General features: G+C 69.4%; 16 protein-coding genes and 1 pseudogene. 8 read left to right on the plus strand and 9 right to left on the minus strand.

Annotated elements, in window-relative coordinates; all coding sequences use genetic code 11:
- The first annotated feature begins 7 nt into the window (after positions 1-7).
- Genes ACIRD8_RS00730 through ACIRD8_RS00740 form a run of 3 tightly spaced genes read left to right on the plus strand, consistent with a single transcriptional unit; the run spans position 8 to position 3,207 of the window.
- Positions 8-1,045, plus strand: coding sequence for an ABC transporter substrate-binding protein (locus ACIRD8_RS00730; protein ID WP_403984554.1), 1,038 nt, complete (start codon positions 8-10; stop codon positions 1,043-1,045).
- A 32-nt stretch (positions 1,046-1,077) separates the two neighbouring features.
- On the plus strand, positions 1,078-1,944 hold the full coding sequence (locus ACIRD8_RS00735) for an ABC transporter permease (RefSeq protein ID WP_403984556.1): 867 nt from the start codon (positions 1,078-1,080) through the stop codon (positions 1,942-1,944).
- Positions 1,945-1,980: 36 nt separating this feature from the next.
- A complete protein-coding gene (locus ACIRD8_RS00740) occupies positions 1,981-3,207 on the plus strand; it encodes a lactonase family protein (RefSeq protein WP_403984558.1) in 1,227 nt (408 codons plus the stop codon).
- A 25-nt stretch (positions 3,208-3,232) separates the two neighbouring features.
- On the opposite strand, the gene ACIRD8_RS00745 is transcribed toward ACIRD8_RS00740, so the two are convergent.
- Positions 3,233-4,486, minus strand: a complete 1,254-nt coding sequence (locus tag ACIRD8_RS00745; RefSeq protein ID WP_403984560.1) for an MFS transporter — start codon at positions 4,484-4,486, stop codon at positions 3,233-3,235.
- Between the two features lie 303 nt (positions 4,487-4,789).
- The gene (locus tag ACIRD8_RS00750; RefSeq protein WP_403984562.1) at positions 4,790-5,266 is read right to left on the minus strand and encodes a MarR family winged helix-turn-helix transcriptional regulator; all 477 of its coding nucleotides are present in this window, start codon (positions 5,264-5,266) and stop codon (positions 4,790-4,792) included.
- 486 nt (positions 5,267-5,752) lie between these two features.
- On the opposite strand from ACIRD8_RS00750, the gene ACIRD8_RS00755 reads away from it, so the two are divergent.
- Entirely contained in the window at positions 5,753-6,817 is a 1,065-nt protein-coding gene (locus ACIRD8_RS00755) for an ABC transporter substrate-binding protein (RefSeq protein WP_403984564.1), read from the plus strand.
- A gap of 286 nt (positions 6,818-7,103) precedes the next feature.
- Positions 7,104-9,101, plus strand: a complete 1,998-nt coding sequence (locus ACIRD8_RS00760; RefSeq protein WP_403984566.1) for a hypothetical protein — start codon at positions 7,104-7,106, stop codon at positions 9,099-9,101.
- A gap of 54 nt (positions 9,102-9,155) precedes the next feature.
- On the opposite strand, the pseudogene ACIRD8_RS00765 reads toward ACIRD8_RS00760, so the two are convergent.
- The 5 genes and pseudogenes from ACIRD8_RS00765 to ACIRD8_RS00785 all read right to left on the minus strand — a co-directional run.
- Positions 9,156-9,407 (minus strand): annotated as a pseudogene (locus tag ACIRD8_RS00765) (FCD domain-containing protein); the annotation flags it as partial.
- A gap of 118 nt (positions 9,408-9,525) precedes the next feature.
- Positions 9,526-10,809, minus strand: coding sequence for an FAD-dependent monooxygenase (locus ACIRD8_RS00770; RefSeq protein WP_403984568.1), 1,284 nt, complete (start codon positions 10,807-10,809; stop codon positions 9,526-9,528).
- A gap of 12 nt (positions 10,810-10,821) precedes the next feature.
- Entirely contained in the window at positions 10,822-11,454 is a 633-nt protein-coding gene (locus tag ACIRD8_RS00775) for a maleylpyruvate isomerase family mycothiol-dependent enzyme (RefSeq protein ID WP_403984570.1), read from the minus strand.
- Complete coding sequence (locus tag ACIRD8_RS00780; protein WP_403984572.1) at positions 11,451-12,278, minus strand: fumarylacetoacetate hydrolase family protein; 828 nt, start codon at positions 12,276-12,278, stop codon at positions 11,451-11,453. Before ACIRD8_RS00780 ends, ACIRD8_RS00775 begins: the two co-directional genes overlap by 4 nt.
- Positions 12,279-12,280: 2 nt before the next feature.
- Complete coding sequence (locus ACIRD8_RS00785; protein ID WP_403984574.1) at positions 12,281-13,441, minus strand: cupin domain-containing protein; 1,161 nt, start codon at positions 13,439-13,441, stop codon at positions 12,281-12,283.
- Positions 13,442-13,517: 76 nt separating this feature from the next.
- On the opposite strand from ACIRD8_RS00785, the gene ACIRD8_RS00790 reads away from it, so the two are divergent.
- A complete protein-coding gene (locus tag ACIRD8_RS00790) occupies positions 13,518-14,294 on the plus strand; it encodes an IclR family transcriptional regulator (protein WP_403984576.1) in 777 nt (258 codons plus the stop codon).
- A gap of 57 nt (positions 14,295-14,351) precedes the next feature.
- On the opposite strand, the gene ACIRD8_RS00795 is transcribed toward ACIRD8_RS00790, so the two are convergent.
- Positions 14,352-15,893: a PQQ-dependent sugar dehydrogenase gene (locus tag ACIRD8_RS00795; protein WP_403984578.1), complete on the minus strand. Its 1,542-nt coding sequence runs from the start codon at positions 15,891-15,893 to the stop codon at positions 14,352-14,354.
- A gap of 225 nt (positions 15,894-16,118) precedes the next feature.
- Positions 16,119-17,057 carry a GlxA family transcriptional regulator gene (locus ACIRD8_RS00800; RefSeq protein ID WP_403984580.1) on the minus strand — a complete coding sequence of 313 codons (939 nt, stop codon included), beginning with the start codon at positions 17,055-17,057 and terminating at the stop codon, positions 16,119-16,121.
- Between the two features lie 198 nt (positions 17,058-17,255).
- Between ACIRD8_RS00800 and ACIRD8_RS00805 the strand changes: the two genes are divergently transcribed.
- Both ACIRD8_RS00805 and ACIRD8_RS00810 read left to right on the plus strand, forming a co-directional pair.
- Positions 17,256-17,945, plus strand: coding sequence for a DJ-1/PfpI family protein (locus tag ACIRD8_RS00805; protein ID WP_403984583.1), 690 nt, complete (start codon positions 17,256-17,258; stop codon positions 17,943-17,945).
- Between the two features lie 55 nt (positions 17,946-18,000).
- Positions 18,001-18,321 (plus strand): hypothetical protein, encoded by a 321-nt coding sequence (locus tag ACIRD8_RS00810; protein ID WP_403984585.1) that lies wholly within the window; start codon positions 18,001-18,003, stop codon positions 18,319-18,321.
- The last annotated feature ends 1 nt before the right edge of the window (position 18,322 follow it).

The following is an 18,322-nucleotide window of genomic DNA, read 5'->3' on the forward strand; positions in this document are numbered from 1 at the left end:
AGTTCCCATGAACTACCGCATGAACCGTACACACCTGGCACTGACTACCTCCGTACTGTGCGGTGCCGCGTGTCTGACCGCCTGTGGCGGTGACGGCTCGTCGTCGGTCGGCTCGGACGGCAAGACCACCGTCTCGGTGGGCGTGAGCGGCAACGTCTTCGACATGTCGATCCGCCTGGCGGACGAGAACGGTTACTTCGACAAGCAGAACATCAAGATCAAGTACGTGACGTTGACGGCCTCCACCGGCACCTCGGCGCTGCAGTCGAATTCGGTGCAGTTCCTCAACTCCAGCCCGACGAGCTTCCTGGCCGGTCTCTCCAAGGGCCTGCCGGAGCTCTCGGTCGCCACGAACGGTGGAGGCAACCCGCTCGGCATTGTCGTGAGCACGGCTTTCGCGAAGAAGCACGACCTGACCGCAGAGACCCCGGCAGCCGAAGTGGCCAAGGCGCTGGCAGACTCCACCGCCGGCGCCAGCTCCGCCAACACCAAGGCCGAGGCCGGCATCTTCCTCAAGGCTCACGGCGTCGATTCGAACAAGCTGAAGTGGGTTTCGCTGCCGAGCCCGGCCGCCGACAAGGCAGCCCTCAGCAAGGGGGAGGTCGACTGGTTCATCACCTCCGAGCCGATCCCCCTGCAGGTCGAGCACGAGGGCGACGGCATCGTGGTGGCCGACCCCACCAAGGTTCCCGAGTGGGCCTACGGGCAGGCCGGATACGGCCAGGTCGTGGTCGTGAAGGAGGACTACGCAAAGAAGAACTCCGCCGTGGTCAAGGGATTCGCCACCGCCGTACAGCAGGCCACCACCTACCTCGACACCCACGAGTCCGACGACAAGGCCGTCCTGGCCGCGGCGCGCGAGAGCCTGCCGGGCGTGCCCGACGACGTGCTGAGCAAGGCCGTCTCCCAGGTGGACTGGCCCGAGACCGCCAAGCAGGACGCCGACGGATGGAAGAAGACCGTCGCTTTCGTGAAGGACGGCATCGGCGCGGTGCCGGACGCGAAGGTGTCTTCCGACAACTGGACCAACACGTACCTGCCGTGACACGGCCGAACCGAAGAGGAAAGGAGCAGACCATGGCAACCGTCACCGACAAAGCCGTGACCAAGCCCGAGCCCGAAACCGCGGGACGGCCCGCCAAGAAGCTACGCGCTGGGTGGCAGAGCACGGGCTCGGTCATCGCGCTGCGCATCCTGGTGATCGCGGCTGCTCTCGTCCTGTGGCAGGTGATGAGCGGGCCTGTCGTGCCCGAGTACGCCGTCAGCAAACCAACCGACGTGTACGACGCCCTCACCACGATGCTCGGATCCGCCTCCGGGTGGACCAACATCAAGGTGACCACCATCGAGGTGTTGGCCGGCTTCGGTCTCGGCGTCGCCGCAGGAACGGTGATGGGCCTGGTCCTGGGCTCCTTCCCGCTCCTGGGGAAGGTGCTCGAACCACTCGTCGCAGCCGTCAACGGCATCCCGAAGATCGCACTGGCCCCACTGTTCCTGCTGTTCTTCGGTATCGGACAGTGGTCGAAGATCACCATCGCCATGACAGGTGTCGCCTTCGTGGTCTTCTACAACATCTATCTGGGGCTGCGGCTGAGGGAGCGCGAGCTCGTCGAGGTCGTCCAGGTGATGGGCGGTCGCAAACACCACGTCCTGGGCTACGTGACGATTCCGACGCTCGCCGCCCCGTTCTTCGCCGCCCTCAAGACCGGCGGCCCCCTGGCCATCCTCGGCGTCATCGGCGGAGAGTTCATTGCTTCCTCCGAGGGCGTGGGGCACGAGCTGTTCACCGCCGCCCAGAACCTTGACGCGGCCTCAGAGTTCGCCGGCCTGATTGTCCTGGTCGCGCTGACCCTGTCCCTCAACGGCGTGCTCAGTGCCCTGGACACTTACGCCCTCAAGCGTCTCGGTCTTGCGGCTCGCCGACGGCCCCAGCCCAAGAAATGACCCCACCCCCAGCCAGGAGAGAGGTCGGATCCCTCGATGAATGAAACCCTGCGCACTGCCCAGGGTGACGGGCTGCCGTCATCCGGGAGGCCCTCCCGCAGAACCGTGCTGGCAGCCATCACGGCGTCGACCGGGGCAGCGGTACCCCTGCTCTCCGCCGCGTCGGCCGAGGCCACGCCGTACCGGTCCGACGACCTGCTCTACATCGGCACCTGGGGCCGGAACCAGGTGCACGCCGTACGCTTCGACCCTGCCCGCGGGTCCATGACACCCCTCGGGTCGGTGGCCGAGGTCAGTTCGAACTGGCTCGTGGTCCATCCGACCCGCCCGGTCCTCTACGTCGCGGCCGGTGAGCAGGGCGGCGCCATCCGCGTCTTCCGTATCGACGACGCCACGGGATCACTCAGGCAGACCGGTGAGATCCAAGCACAGGAGGCCCCGGGCGTCAGCGGCGGGCTGTCGTACATCGGGCTGAACGACCGGGCGGACACACTGCTGGTCGCCGACTTCTCGGCGGGTTCCGCAGCGACGGTTCCGGTCGGCGTGCCCGGGGGGCTCGAGGCCGTAGCGTCTCGCGTACATGACACCGGTTCCGGCCCCAATCCGCGACAAGCAGGACCGCACCCGCACCATGTCGTCGTCGACCCGGGTGGGAGGTTCACCCTCGTGGCGGACTTCGGTGCCGACCGGGTGTTCGTCTACGACTACGACCGGGCCACGCACCGGATGTCCGCCGGGACCCCGGACGGCCCCGGCTCGTATGCGACCGCGGCCGGGTCGGGACCTCGGCGGTTGGCCTTCCACCCGGACGGTCGGTGGGTCTATCTGCTGAACGAACTGACCGCGGACATCGAGGTTCTGGGGTGGGACGGGAGAAGGGGCACACTGACGTCCCGCCAGCTCCTGACGACGAACGCACCGGGCCATACCGGGACGACCAGCGCCGCCGAACTAGCCGTCAGCAGGGACGGCCGTCACGTCTATGTCTCCAACCGTGGCGACAACTCCCTGGTCGTCTTCTCCGTCGACCCGAGCACCGGCCTGCTCACCGAGGCGCAACGCCTGCCCTGCGGCGGCGTTACACCGTGGAGCTTCTCGCTGCACCCCGACGGGCGGTGGCTGTTCGTCGCGAACGAGGTCAGCAGTACGGTCAACCTGTTCCGTGTGGACCCGCGATCCGGACGCCTCACGGACACCGGTACCTCCGTATCCGTCCCCAACCCCGACTGCATCGGCATTCGTTCATCGCACGGCCGCTTCTGATCACCGGCATTGCCGGGCCCGACTGTCACTGACCGTCGGGCCCGGCAATGTCGCGCCGCTCAGAAGGCAGGGCGAGCATGACGAATCCCACCGCCGCCGCGGCAAGCCCGCCGAGGAGAAGGGCGCTGCGCGGCCCTCCTACGGTCGCGACCGCCCCGACGACCGGCGCGCCGATGACGGTGCCGCCCATCCAGCCGATCGACCATATGGACACCACACGCCCTCGCATCTGTGGCGCGGCTGCCACCTGCAGGAGGGTCTTGGCCCCTGAATTGAACGTGATCGAGCCGGAGCCGACGAGTACCAGTGCGGCCAGCGCCAGTGGGAGGTTTGGCGCCAGGGCGGCGACGCAGATCAAAGCCCCCCAGATCGCCACCGACACCGACAGGGACCGTGTGGTCACCCGGGGGCGCCTGACAGCTATGAACCCGCCCAGGATCGCGCCGGCGCTCATGAAGGCCGTTGCGGCACCGAACCCTGCGGGGCCTGCGTGCAGTACCGAGGTGGTGAAGAGCGGGAGGGTCACTGGGAACTCCCAGGTCAGGATGCCCGTCACGTACACCATGACCATGGGCCGCAGCAGTTCGGGCGTGCGGCAGATGTAGGCGAGGCCGGCACGGATCTGCCCCCTCGCCCGTACCTCGGGCTCGCTGGGACGCATGTCGGCCGCGCGCAGGGCGCGGAGGCTGACGATGACTGCCAGGAAGGACAGGGTGTCGAGCGCGAAGCACGGGGCCACCCCAAGGGTGGCGATGATGGCTCCGGCGAGGCCCGGCCCGACAAGCTTCGCGGTGTTGACGAGTGTGGAGTTGATGGCGATCGCGTTGGGCAGGTGCTCGGGGTCGACCAGTTCACTGATCAGGCTCTGGCGTGCGGGACTGTCGAAGACGTTGACGAAGCCGAGCATGAGCATGAACGCGACGAGCAGCGGAAGCCCCACCAGGTCGGCCCACGACAGCACGGTCAGCAGCGCGGCCTGCGCGGCGAAGCAGATCTGCGTGAAGGTGAGCAGTCGGCGACGGTCGTGCCGGTCCACCACCAGACCGCCCCAGGCCCCCAGGAGCAGGATGGGCAGGTAACGGGCGCCCGTGACGATGCCGAGCATCGTCCCACTGTGCGTGAGCTGCAGCGCCAGCCAGCCCACAGCAATGCTCTGCATCCAGTTGCCGGCCACTGAGATCGACTGGCCGAGCATGTACAAGCGGTAGTTGCGGATCCTGAGTGAGGTGAAGCTGCTCAAGCGCGTGGCGCCGACGGCTCGCGGCCGAAGGGACAGCATGAAGCTCCCTTCCGGATCACCCGACTCCGACGGGTGCCGGAGCCGGGAAGGAGTCGCGGCTCGCCGGACTCGATGAAAGTTCTGTTGCGGTACTAGTTGCACGAGGGGAGATCGTGTGGCGAACGGTAATCCATGGGTGCACAGGGGGCAAGGTTCCGGCGGAGCGCCCGATCATGTGGGCAGGACTGGGCGGTTGGGCTCATCGGAGGGCGATGTGGGTGCACGTCGGATGGCGGACCGCTTCATCGGCCGGTGCGTCGAGTGTCAAAATAAAGTACCGAGTTGAAACAACTAGGTACTGCTTCAGGATCCGGTCCCGCGGGGCTCCGGCTCGTCCGGCTGTTGCCCGTCGACGGGAGTGACCAGCCGTTCCAGCAGCATCACGGCGGCCTCGAGCATCACCTTCTCGGCCTCCGAGAAGGTGGCGATCCGGGAGAGGAAGAACGTGTCGGTGCGCTCGGAGGTCGCCGCGAGGACATCCCTGCCCTCGGGTGTCATGCGGACGAGCGTGGACCGGCCGTCGTTCGCGTCCGGGGCGACTTCGACCAGACCGTCCGCCGAAAGGTTGCCCACGATGCGCGTGACCGACGACTTGCTGATCTTCTCCAGACGTGCGAGGTCGGTCATCCGCAGTGGACCGAACGTGTCGACCGCCCACAGGGTGGAGTGACGCGACGGCGTTATCGACGTCTCTACAGCGGCCGGCTCACGCATCTGCCGTGACAGCCACATCGTGACCGTACGAAGTCTCGCCAGCGTCGTCCCGTCGTCCCCGGCCATCGCTCTACACACCTTGAACCCTCGGCTCCATGACGTCACGAGTCTAACGAGCCCGCGCGCCCAAGGGGGGTGGGGCCTTTGCCGCCTCGATGGGCGCTGATTGTCGGACAGGATGTGCCCCCTTCTGATGTGCCGTCGCCGCGTTCTTGCAGGATTCCTTGTGTGGGGATTTTCTCGGTGTTACGGTCAGGCGCGCTTTGTTCGACAATCCATGCACTGGGTGCGTGTGACAAACGAATCGAGTAGCCCCTCGGAGGCGTGCTGAGCATTGCCCGGGAGTCCCTCAGGGGCCCTCCGGTGGGGCCGAGACGGTCGCGTCGTGCGAGGTGATGGTCTCCGAGGCTGCACATCCGTCGAGAACGAACGAACCCCGGGCAGCGGTGTCAACCCGCTCCTCTTCAGCCGTGGACGCGGGCGACCAACTTTGACGTGGGTGCCGTCCGTGCGGACGGAACCGCCTCTCAGGACAGGCGACAGGAAAAGACCATGAAGCTTCACCACAGACACTTCCAGGCCTCTGCGGGTGGCCTGTCGCCGGTGGCCACCGGCAGCCGGGCGGTCGTGCTCGCGACGGCCCTGGTAGTTGGTTCTGCTCTGCTGACGGCGTGCGAGAGCTCCGAGGCGGATGGGACGGGCACGGTGACCGTCGGCGTTGCGGGCAACGTCTTCGACGTTCCACTCCGAGTGGCGGACGCGGAAGGGTACTTCAGCAAGCATGGGTTGAAGGTCGAATTCGTCCAGGTAACGGCCGCCACGGGGACGCCTTCCCTGAAATCGGGCACCCTGCAGTTCCTCAATTCCAGCCCCACGAGCTTTCTGGGGGGCGTAGCGAAGGGGCTTCCGCTGGTCGCGGTCGGCGTGGACGGTCTCGGAAACCCGCTCGGCCTTGTCGTGAGCAAGGAATTCGCCAAGCGGCACGCGCTGACCGCCGAGTCCCCGCCGGGCGAGGTGGCCAAGGCGCTGGAGGGTTCGACCGGTGGTTTCAGCTCGGCCAACACGAAGGCCGAGGCGGGAATCTTCCTCAAGGCCTGGGAAGTCGATCCCAAGGACGTCAGCTGGGTGTCGCTACCCAGCCCCAGCGCGGATGAGGCCGCGCTCGGCAACGGCAGGATCGACTGGTTCCTCACCTCGGAGCCGCTCCCGCTGCAGATCCAGCACGCTGGCGGCGGTGTCGTGGTGGCCAATTCGGAAAAGGTGGTCGAGTGGTCCAGCGGCTACGCCGGCTACGGGCAGGTCGTGGTGACCGATAAGAACTACGCGAGTCAGCACACGGCCACGGTCAAGAATTTCATGGCTGCCGTGCGGGAGGGTGCGTCCTATCTGGTTGCGCACATGGATGACCCTTCCGTCGTGGCGGTGGCAGGGAAGGCTCTGCCCGGCGTCCCGGCCCCGGTGGTGAAAGCAAGTATCGAGGAGGCTGAGTACCCCCTCTTCGCGAACATGAACGCCCATGACTGGCGGGAGACTTTTCACTTCGTTGACGAACTGGGTGGTCTGCCGGAAGACGCTGAGATCACGACGGGCGACTGGACCAACGCGTACCTGGGGTGACACGGCGTCGTGCGAACCGGTGAGGGTGCTGGGCCGGCCTGTCCCCTGGGGCGGTGAAGCAGTGAACCGGTCGGCTTGATTGTCCGACAAAATTTGCTGGCCTTGGTGGTGAATCTTCCGCTGGCCTCTGCGTTTTTGGTGCATACCCTTGTGAGTGAATTTTCTCGGTGTTACGGTCACGCCCAACTTGTTCGACAATCCATGCGGCGGACGCGTGTGACCAACAAGCCGAGCAGCCCTCGCGGGAACGTTCTGAGCAGTGGCCGCGAGGGACGTGGAGCCCTCTGTGAAAGCCGACGATCCCGTCGTGCGAGGCGATGTCCTCCGGAGCCGCACGCCCGCCGACAACGAAAGGACCCAGACACCGATGTCCCCTGACATGAAGCGTCGAGTGTTTCTCACGGCCGGTGCAGCCGTCGCCGGCGCTGCGTTCATGCCCAAGTCCTTCGCCGTGGCCGCAGCTGCCTCGGGCAAGAAGGGTGTGATGCTGATGAACCGGATCGGGCCGTCGTCCTCGACCCTGTACATCGCCGATGCCGACGGCTCCAATGAGCGCCGGCTGCTGGAGAGCGGGGCATACGACCGTCACGCCGCCTTCTCTGCCGACGGCAAGAAGGTGTTCTTCACCTCGGAGCGGACCGGCGACGGTAACTCCTGCATCTACTGGGCCAGTCTTAACGGATCGGGCCAAGGGGTGGGAATCCAGTCTCTGGTCGGGGGCCCGGCCATGGATGACGCCGCCGCCGTGTCGCCGGACGGAAAGACGCTCGCCTTCGCCTCCACCCGCTCGGCAGACCATCTCTCTCAGATCTGGCTGCTCGACCTGGGTACCCAGAAGCTGACCAACCTGACCGGCACCGCGGCCTTGGCCGGCGATCCCTCCAGCCCTGACGGCCACTTCCGCCCCTCCTGGTCACCCGACGGGCAATGGATCGCCTTTTCCAGCGACCGCAACACGACGTGGCGTGGGCACAATGACGGCCACGGCTGGGAACACACCCAGGAATTGAGCATCTACGTCATGAAGCGCGACGGCACCGGGTTCCGCCAGGTGGTGACGAAGCCGGGCTACTGCCTGGGTTCACCGAAGTGGTCGCCGGACGGCGCCAGGATCGTCTACTACGAGATCACTACCGAAGGCACCTGGGGAGCGCACCGCCCCGAAGCCATCGGGATCGTCGAATCCCAGATCGTCTCGGTCGACGTCGCGACCGGTACCGATCGGGTCGCACACACCTCGGGCCCCGACCTGAAGGTCGCCCCTCAGTACGTCAACGCCACCGAGATCGGCTATCTCGTCAAGGGCGGTGCGAATGAGGGGCTGGCCTACGCGTCGGGCACGTTGCCGTCCGTCAAGCGGGCGCTGCGCTCGCCGGTCTGGTCACCGGACGGCCGGTCGGTGATCTACGAGAAGGTCGGCTTCACCACGCGCGCCCTCGACGCGCCGCTCTACAGCTGGGACGCGGACTGGGACTACCGATTCTGTGACGTGTTCCCCATCATCTCGTCGCAGGGCCGGATCGCACTCACGGAGAAGCAGACCGGTTCCGGTAAGTCCTCGATCGTCACCATGAATCCGGATGGTTCGGACGTCACGGTCGTCTTCGATACCGCAGCCAGCGGACTCGACCCGGCCATGGTCGCCAAGGGACTGGCCGGCGCCTTCCGGCCGGCGTGGTCGCCGGACGGCCAGTGGATCGCGTTCGGCCTGGGCGGATGGTTCCAGGAACGCGCGGAGACCACGGCCACGGTGATGAGGGTGCGCAGCGACGGTTCGGCCCTGGAAGCGCTCACGGACAGCACCACCAACGCCGGCTTTCCCAGTTACTCCGCCGACGGGAACCGCGTCGTGTACCGGGTGTGGGGCGAGGACAACGGACTGCGCGTCCTCGATCTTTCCACCAGGGCGACAACGGTACTGACCACGGAGTCCGACAACCTGCCGGACTGGTCGCCGGACGGCAAGCTGATCCTCTTCACCCGCAAGACGAGTGCGACCAACTTCGACGTGTGCACCATCCGCCCGGACGGGAGTGGCCTGAGGGTGCTGACAAGCACCGGCGCGAACGACGGTCACGCCGTCTGGAACTACGACGGACGCATTCTGTACAGCAGCGGCATGTACGGCTTCCGGGAGGAGGCGGCGCTCTATGACAACACCTTCCAGCCCTACGGTCAGGTCTTCAGCATGAAGGCCGACGGATCCGACAAGAAGATGCTGACCGACAGCCAGTGGGAGGACTCCATGCCCCTCTACCTCCCGCAGGAGGTTCTCTCCCGGTGAACCGGAGAGGGCCCCGGCGCTCATGCACTCGAAAATGCCGGAGGCGAGATGGTGCCGCATCGCGGCGGCGGCATCTGGGTTGCGGGTCCGCGGCGTCGCCAGGATGGTGCGGTGCTCGTTCAGTGGGTTCGCCCGTGGGTGACTTCGGGTGAGGTCACGCCACTGCCGCATGACCAGGGGGTAGACGAGGGCGTCGACGAATCCGGACAGAATGGGCTGCCGGGCGATTGTCCGCACGTGTTGGTGGAGGCGTCGGTTCAGACGGGAGTACTCCGCTTCGGCGCGTGCGGACTCCGCCTCGCCCATTGTGCCGGCAGAGTCGGCGGGTGAGGCGGCGCTCCACTGCGTGCCGGCCCAGCTGACGGCAGCGCCCCGCCCGGAGGTCCTTCGACCGTCCGAACGGGGTGCGGGTGCCGCGCGTCGCCTACGCCGTGGCGCTGCCCGCCGTCGCCAACGCGGTGTCCGTGGTCCCCACGACGGCCGAGGACAGCGGGACCGGTGTGAACATCGGGGGCTCCTCGTCCACGGTCAGGGCGGTCGGACCGTACAGCCAGTCCACGAACCCGTAGTCGTACGTCTCACGGGCCCGCAGCAGCGCGTTGCGCTGTTCGCGGGCGACACCGTCGAGGTGCCACAGCTCGCCCCACGCACGGGAGGTGGTGAGCACCCGGCGGCAGTGCTCGGGGCGGACCGCCTCGTAGGCGAAGAGCGCGGCGTCCCAGTCGACGGAGCCGTCGGCGGCGCGGTTGCGCGCGACGTGCTCGCCGAGCACCCAGCCGTCCTCGATCGCCATGATCGCGCCCTGCGCGATGTACTGGAGCGGGGGGTGCGCCGAGTCGCCGAGCAGCGCGATCCGGCCGTGCACCCAGTTCATGATCGGCTCGCGGTCGAACATCCGCCACCACTTCTCCCGCCACATGAAGGGCAGGCCCTCCTGGACGAAGTCGCAGGTCCCGGCGAAGGCGTGGTCGAGTTCGTCCGGGGTGCCCCAGTCCTCCTCGCCGGCGACGGCCCTGGGGGACTCGAAGACGGCGACCTGGTTGAGGAGTTCGCCGCCGCGCAGTCCGTAGTGGACGAAGTGGCACCTCGGCCCGACGTGCACCACGACCTCGCTGAGGTCGAGGCCCTGGACCCGCGGCTGCTCGGCGGGCACGGTGCCGCGGTAGGCGACGTACGCCGAGGAGACGGGCTCGTCGTCGACGAGCAGCTTGCGCGCGGCCGAGTGCAGGCCGTCGGCCGCGAGGACCAGGCCCGCCTCGTGGACCTCGCCGGAGGCGAGCGTGACGGCGGCTCCGCCCTCGGTGTTCTCGTACGACACCACCCGGGCGTCGTTGACCAGCTCGACGCCGGCCCGCTCGCAGGCGCGCAGCAGCAGCCCGTGCAGGTCGCTGCGGTGGATCACCATGTACGGGTAGCCGTAGCGCTTCTCCAGGTCGCGCAGGTCGAGCCGGGTCAGTTCGTCACCGTCGACCGCGTCGCGCATCACCATCGCGTCCGGTACGACGCCGAGGCTCTTGGCCTCGTCGAGCAGGCCGTAGTCGTCGAGGATGCGGGTGCAGTTGGGGGCGAGCTGGATGCCGGCGCCGACCTCGCCGAAGGCGGGGGCGCTCTCCAGCAGCCGGACGCTCAGGCCCTGGCGGGTCAGCGAGAACGCCGCGCCGAGGCCGCCGATGCCGCCGCCGACGATGATCACATCAGGGTTGGACATGCTTCTCACTCCTCAGAGCCACGGGCCGAGCTCGGGAGCGTCGGCAAGGGTGTGGGGCCGGCCGGCCAGCCAGGCGGTGACCTGGGGGAGGAGGCCGTCGGGCAGCTCGGTCAGCCCGCGCTTGGTGCCGATCTCGTCGGCCAGCGCGGTCAGGAAGCCCTCGGGGAGGTCGGCGAAGGAGACGCCGGTGCCGAAGTCGACCGCGTGGACGCAGGCCTCGCGGGACCGCATCCAGGGCAGCTCGGTGGCGGGGACGGTCCGGCCCTGCGCGGTGACGACCTTGCTCTCCCACTGGCCGTCGGTGAGTTCGTCCAGGCCCTCCGCGAGCTTCCGCGCCGAGCCGGCCAGCCAGGCCCGGAGCTCGTCCGCGGTCAGGTCCGGCCCCTTGGCGATGCCGGCGGCGCGCTCGTCGGCGGAGGCGTACATCGGTGTCTCCTCGCCGGTGGCAGCCCAGTGCACCAGGTTGCACAGCGCGTCGGCGTTGGCGGCGACGTGCGCGGCGAGGTGCTTACGGGTCCACCCCGGCAGCACGCTGTCGGCCGAGAAGGCGGCCTCGTCGAGGTCCGCGACGGCGTCGAGCACCAGCCGTGTGCCCGTGCGCGCCCACTCGCGCGCCTCGGCGAGTGTCCGGGTGCTGTCCGTCATGCCGCGACCACCTTGTTGGTGCAGGAGCCGAGGCCGGTGATCTCGGTGGTCACGCTCTGGCCGGGGAGGAGGAAGACCTTGGGGTCGCGGGCGTTGCCCACACCTGCGGGGGTGCCGGTGGCGATGATGTCGCCGGGGTTCAGGGTGATGACGGTGGAGATGTACTGGACCAGGAAGACCGGGTCGAACAGCAGCGTGCCGGTGTCGTCCTGCTGCATGACCTGGCCGTCGACGACCGTCCTGACCTGGAGCGCGGGGCGCACGCCGCCGACCTCGTCGGGGGTGACGACGTACGGGCCGACCGGGGTGGTGGCCTCCCAGATCTTGCCCTGGGTCCACTCGATGGTGCGGAACTGCCAGTCGCGCACCGAGATGTCGTTCATGACGGTGAATCCGGCGATGGCGTCGGCCGCCTGCTGCTCGTCGGCGCGGCGCACCGTGCTGCCGACCACGACGGCCAGCTCGACCTCCCAGTCGAACGCCTCGGTCTCGGGCGGCTTGACGATGTCGTCGCCCGCGCCCAGCAGCGTCTCGGCGAACTTCGGGAAGAGGGTCGGGTAGTCCGGCAGGTCCCGGCCCATCTCCTTGATGTGGTTCGTGTAGTTGTGGCCGACGCAGACGACCTTGGACGGGTTGGGGACGACCGGCGCGAAGTCCGCGCCCTCGGCCGGGTAGGTGGTGCCGGACGCGGTGGCGGCCCTGTCCCGCCAGTCGGCCCCGGCGAACAGCTCGCCCAGGTCGGCGTACCCGAGGTCGACGTGGACGTCGCCGTCGAGGCGGACCGCGCGGGTCCCGTCGGCGGTGCGGATGGTGGCGAGCTTCATGTTCAGGCGTCCTTCTGGGTGCGGTTGAGCTTGAGCGCCTCGAAGACGGGCGCGTCGGAGAATCGGAAGAGGTCGAGGCCGCCCCCGTCGGAGTCGGTCGCGCCGGCCTCGGACCTTGCGGAGAACGGCTCCCAGGACGGGACGGTGAACAGGTCGCCGCGGGCGACCGTCCAGGACCTGTCGCCGACGGTCACCACGCCGGAGCCGTCGAAGACCTGGTAGACGGACGAACCGGTCTCACGCACCGGCGCGGTCTCGGCGCCGCGGACGATGCGGTGGAACTCGGCCCGGACGGTGGGCAGGACGTCGGAGCCGTCGTGCGGGTCGGAGTAGCGCACCGCCGCGTGGCCGTGCTCGACGGTGCCTCCGAAGCCCTCCTTCTCCAGCAGGAGCTGGTCGGCCAGGGCGGCGTCGGTGTGCGCCCACTTGTAGGAGAGCAGCGGGCTGCCCGGGGACACCGGGGCGGCCGACAGCGGGCGCAGACCGGGGTGGGCCCACAGGCGCTCGGAGCGCGAACGCTCCGGCGTGGTCCGCTCGGCGTCGCTGATCCCGTCGCGGCCGAACTCGAAGAACTGCGCCTCGGTGACGTACTGGAAGGGGATGTCCAGGCCGTCGATCCAGGCCATCGGCTCGGACGTGGCGTTGTGGTGGGCGTGCCAGTTCCAGCCGGCCTGCGGGAGGAAGTCGCCGCGGTTCATCGGTACGGGGTCGCCGCCGACGACCGTCCACACACCCGAGCCCTCGACGACGAAGCGGAAGGCGTGCTGGGTGTGCCGGTGCTCGGGGGCGTCCTCGCCGGGCATCAGATACTGGATGGCTGCCCACAGGGTGGGGGTGGCGAACGGCCGGCCGCCGAGGGACGGATTGGCCAGCGCGATCGCGCGGCGCTCGCCGCCGCGGCCGACCGGGACCAGTTCCCCGGCCTGCGCGGCCAGCTCCCGCAGCCGCTCCCAGCGCCACACGTGCGGTACGGCGCGCGAGCGCGGGTGGGCCGGCATCAGGTCGCCGATCTCGGTCCACAGCGGGACGAGGAGTTCCTGTTCGAAGCCGCGGTACAGCTCTTCGAGCGCCGGGGTGACCTCGGGCTGCCCCTCGCCGGAGACGGCCTGGAGCTGGACCGGGGAATCCGTGGCGGAGTTCTGGGAGACGGGTGATGTAGTCACGGGGCTCAGCGTGCACCGGTCCGCACATGAGAACATATGGATTCTGGAGAGCAGAATCTTCACGAGGACGGTCGCCATGGACAAGGAATTCAAGACGCCCCCGCCCTACCCCATCGCCAGCGTGGACCACGCCCTGCGGGCGGCGACCATCCTGCAGATGGAGGGGGGTGCGACCGTGGCCGGGATCGCCGAGCGGCTGGGCGTCGCCAGGTCGACCGCCCACCGGATCCTGGCCATGCTCGTCTACCGGGACTTCGCCGTGCAGGACGAGAGCCGCGCCTACCGCGCGGGACCGGTGCTGGAACTCGCCGCGCACTCCCAGTCCCTGGTGTCACGGCTGCGCGGGGTGGCCATGCCCCATCTGCACCGGGTCGTCGGCCTCCTGGACGAGACCACGAACCTGATCGTGCGCACCGGGGACACGGCCAGGTTCATCGCCAGTGTCGAGTGCCGGCAGGCCCTGCGGGTCGGATCGCGGGAGGGCATGGTGTTCCCCGCCGCCCGCACCACGGCGGGACTCCTGCTGCTCGCCGATCTGCCCGACGGTGAACTGGACGAGCTCTACGCACCCGAGCGCTATCGGGACCGTCCGGGGGAGCTCCCCGATCTCTCCCGGCTGCGTACCGATCTGAGGCGTCTGCGCCGCAACGGGTTCGCCGTCAACCAGGGGCGGTCCGAGCGCGGGCTCGTCGCCGTCGGTGTGCCGGTGCGTGACCGGGACGGCACGGCGGTGGCGGGTCTGTCGGTGTCCATGCCCGCCATGCGCTACGACCCGCACCGCCTCCAGCCCCTGGTCGCCACCCTGAACGCCGCGGCGCACGCCCTGGAGGAGGACCTGGCCGAGCAGCGGTGACCGCACCCCGCGGCGGCGCGGGCTCCCGGAGGCCCGCACCGCCGTGGCCCGGCCGGCTCAGTCGCCGATCGCGCAGGCGTCCCCGTTGAGCAGGAAGCGCGGCGGTGAGGACCGGTCGCCGGTGTGGTCGGCGAGATAGCCGAGGGTGATGCTCGCGCCGGGAGCGATCGTGGCGTTGTGCCCGGCGTCGGCCGCCTTGACCATGTTGCCGCTCTGGGCCAGGTCCGCGTTCCAGTCGGAGACGACGGTCTGCCCGAGGGTCAGCGGGAATTCGAGCGTCCAGCCGTTCACGGGGGTGCTGCCGGTGTTGGTGACGGTGAGGTCGACCGTCGCGCCCGTACCCCAGGCCGTCACGGTGCGGTCCACCCGGCAGGTCGGTTCCTCCTGCGCGAACGACACCCGGTGCAGTCCGCCGGGCAGGTCGTTGACCACGTAGAACTCCCCGTCCACGGTCGTCCCGATCGACGTCACCTGGGTGGGCATCTCCCCGATCTCCGCCTGCTCGTAGCCGCCCCGGCCGTCCGGGCGCAGCGCCCAGATCGTGGACGAGCAGTAGTCCGTCGCGATGTACGTGCCGCCGGCCAGGTCCGCGTACTCCTCACCCCGGTAGACGTGACCGCCTATGACCGAACAGCCGCCTGTGTACGGTGAGTACGTGAACACGGGCTCGGTGTACGTCTCGCCGGCCTTGCAGTCGCCGCCCTCGAACTTCTCCAGGCCCTCGTAGCAGGACCAGCCGAGGTTCAGCCCTCCCCGGCCGGGGGCGAGGTGGTCGATCTCCTCCCATCTGCCCTGGCCGACGTCGCCGATCCACATCGAGCCGTCGGCGCGGTCGAAGGAGAACCGCCACGGGTTGCGCAGGCCGTACAGCCAGATCTCCCCGCGGGCGCCCGGGGTCCCCACGAAGGGGTTGTCGGCGGGTACGCAGTAGGCGAGTTCGCCGCAGTTGCGGCTCACGTCGATGCGCATGACCTTGCCCAGCAGGGTGTCCAGCCGCTGCGCGGCGCGGAGCGGGTCGGCGGAGCCGCCGCCGTCGCCGATGCTCCAGTACAGATCGCCGTCCGGGCCGAACGCGAGCTGGCCGCCGTTGTGGTTGCTGTTCTCGGCGTGCGGCTGGGAGAGCAGGACCTCCAGGCGGGACTCGTCGAGCCGGTAACGGGCCAGGGTGACCGCGGCGTCGGGCAGCGCCGTGTACGCGAGATACAGGTCCTGGCTCTCGGCGAAGTCGGGCGGGACGGCGATCCCGAGCAGGCCGCGCTCGTTGCCCGACTCGTCCACCGAGGACTTGATGTCGATGACCGGGGTCGCGGCCAGACCGGTGTCCGGCTGATAGACGCGGACGGTGCCGGACTTCTCGGTGATGAACAGCCGGTCCGTGCCGTCGTCGGGGGCGGCGATCGCGGTGGGCCGCTTCAGCCCGGAGGCGACCTGGGTGGTGGTCGCGCTGAGCGACGGCAGGGGTACGGAGGAGGCGCGCGCCGCCCTCTCGGTGGTCGGCGCGGCAGCCGCCGCGGTGGCGGGAGACGTGGCGGGGGCCGTCAGTAGGAGGCCCAGCAACAGGGGCAGCAGAACGGATCCGGTCCAGCGGCGTCTGTACATGTCGGCTCCAGGAAAGAGGGCGCTTGCACGGCGGTGGTGCCTGTACGCGGTGGGGGGTTCCTTGGAGAAGGAGCGGGGCCGGGCTGTGGGGGCAACCCGCATGGGAGCGCTCCCGCGCTCAAGGCTGCGCGTCACGGGGCAGGGCGGCAACGCGTGTTTGCGCCACGTTCGCGCCGTGTGGCGCAAACGAGGCGGTAGGCAGGTGGCGTACGGGGCCCAGGGCGGTCAGCCGAACGCGCGGCGGTAGCTGTGCGGGCTGACACCGGTCGTCTTCCTGAACCGGTCACGGAAAGCGGTCGGGGAGCCGAAACCGACCTGCGCGCCGATGCGTTCCACCGTGTGCTGGGTGGACTCCAGGAGGTGCTGGGCCTGGCGGATGCGGGCGCGGTGGAGCCACTGGAGGGGTGTCGTACCGGTCTGTTCGCGGAAACGGCGGATCAGTGTCCGGGTGCTGACCCCGGCGTGGGCCGCGATGTCGGCCAGCGTGAGGTCGTCGGCGAGGTTGTCCTGGAGCCAGCCGAGCAGAGGTTCGAGGGTGCCGCCCTGAGGGGTGGGCGCGTAGTCGTGGACGATGAACTGGGCCTGTCCGCCCTCGCGTTCCAGCGGCATCACGGACAGCCGGGCCGCGTCGGCGGCGACGGCGGAACCGTAGTCCTTACGGATCATGTGCAGGCACAGGTCCAGGCCGGCGGCGGCTCCCGCCGAGGTGAGGATCCGGCCGTTGTCGACGTACAGGACGGCGGGGTCGACCTCGACGTCCGGGTGGGTGGCGGCAAGGAGGCCGGCCGCCACCCAGTGCGTGGTGGCCCGCAGGCCGTCCAGGAGTCCCGTGGCCGCCAGGGTGAACGTGCCCGAGCAGATGGAGGCGATGCGCGTGCCGTCCCGGGCGGCGGCCCGCAGTGCGTCACGGACGGCGGGGGCGAGCGGGGCGGTGGGGTTGGCGGTGCCGGGGACGATGATCGTGTCCGCTCCGACGAGGCCCTCCAGCCCCCAGGGCGCGCGCAGGGTGAAGGAACCCGCGTCGGTCTCCTGCCGCTCGGCGCACACCCGGATCTGGTACCCGGGGCGGCCGTCGGGCAGGCGGGTGCGGGTGAAGACCTCGATCGGGGTGGACAGGTCGAAGGGGATCACCTGGTCCAGCGCGAGGACCGCGACGGTATGCATGGCACAAATGTACCCCTCCGCCGGGGAACGGCCACGGCCTGAGGAGCGAAGACCTCCAGCTCGGAGAGGTGCGGCCGGGCCTGGCACTTTCCCGTCGGGACCTGGCACTCACGCCTCTGGGAGGCGGGGACGCACCCGATTAGCGTCGGGAGCGAACCCGGCGCAGGACCGGGCCGGCCCGATCCTGAGGACCTCCCCATGCACGCCCAGATCATCCTGTTCGACGGGTTCGACCCCCTCGACGTCATCGCTCCGTACGAAGTGCTCCACGCCGGCGGCACGGCCTCCGGCGGGCTGGTGAGCGTGGAGCTGGTGTCGGCCGAGGGGCCGCGCGAGGTGCTCAGCGGCACCGGGTCCCTGTCCCTGCGCGCCACGGCGGGTCTCGACCCCGCACGGCCCGGCCTGGTCCTCGTACCCGGGGCCTCCGGCCGTGTCGGCGAACCGGACGAGGTACCCGGCCACGACTTCGGCGCCGGCGAGCGGCAGCAGGACGAGTCCATCCCGGTGCTGCTGGGCCGCACCCTGACCACCGAGCTGCCCGCGCTGCTGAAGGCGGCGATGGACAACCCCGAGGTCACCGTCTGCGCGGTGTGCGGCGGCTCCCTCGTCCTGGCCATGGCCGGCCTGCTGGAGGGCCGGCACGCCACCACCCACCACATGGGCCTGGACATGCTCGACGCCACCGGTGTCCACGCGGTACGGGCGCGCGTCGTCGACGACGGCGACGTCGTCACCGGCGCCGGTGTCACCTCCGGACTCGACCTGGCGCTCCACCTCCTGGAGCGCGAGGTGGGGCCCCGGATCGCCCACGCGGTCGAGGAGATGTTCGCCCATGAGCGGCGCGGCATCGTCTGGCGGGACCGGGGGCCGGTCGCCGCCGCCTTCTGACGGGCACCCGCGCCCGTTCCCCCACCCCGCACCACCACCCGAAGGAAGAATGCACATGCCCGTCGAAGGCATCTGGGACCTGTCCGTCTCCACCCCCATCGGCACGATCAAGGCCGTCGTCGAACTCCGCCGTGAGGACGGCCTCCTGACCGGTGCCGCCCACGGCACGGGGGAGGAGGTCCCGCTCCGCGACGTCCTCCTCGACGGCGACCGCCTCACCTGGAAGCAGGCCGTCACCAGGCCCATGCGCCTGAACCTGGCCTTCGACGTGACGGTCGCGGGGGACAGCCTGGCCGGCACCTCCAGGGCCGGACGCCTGCCCGCATCCAAGGTCACCGGCCTGCGCCGCACCGCCCCGGCGGCCACGGAGCACTGAC

This window comes from Streptomyces sp. NPDC102451, from assembly GCF_044765485.1.
In the GTDB taxonomy this organism is placed as follows: Bacteria; Actinomycetota; Actinomycetes; order Streptomycetales; family Streptomycetaceae; genus Streptomyces.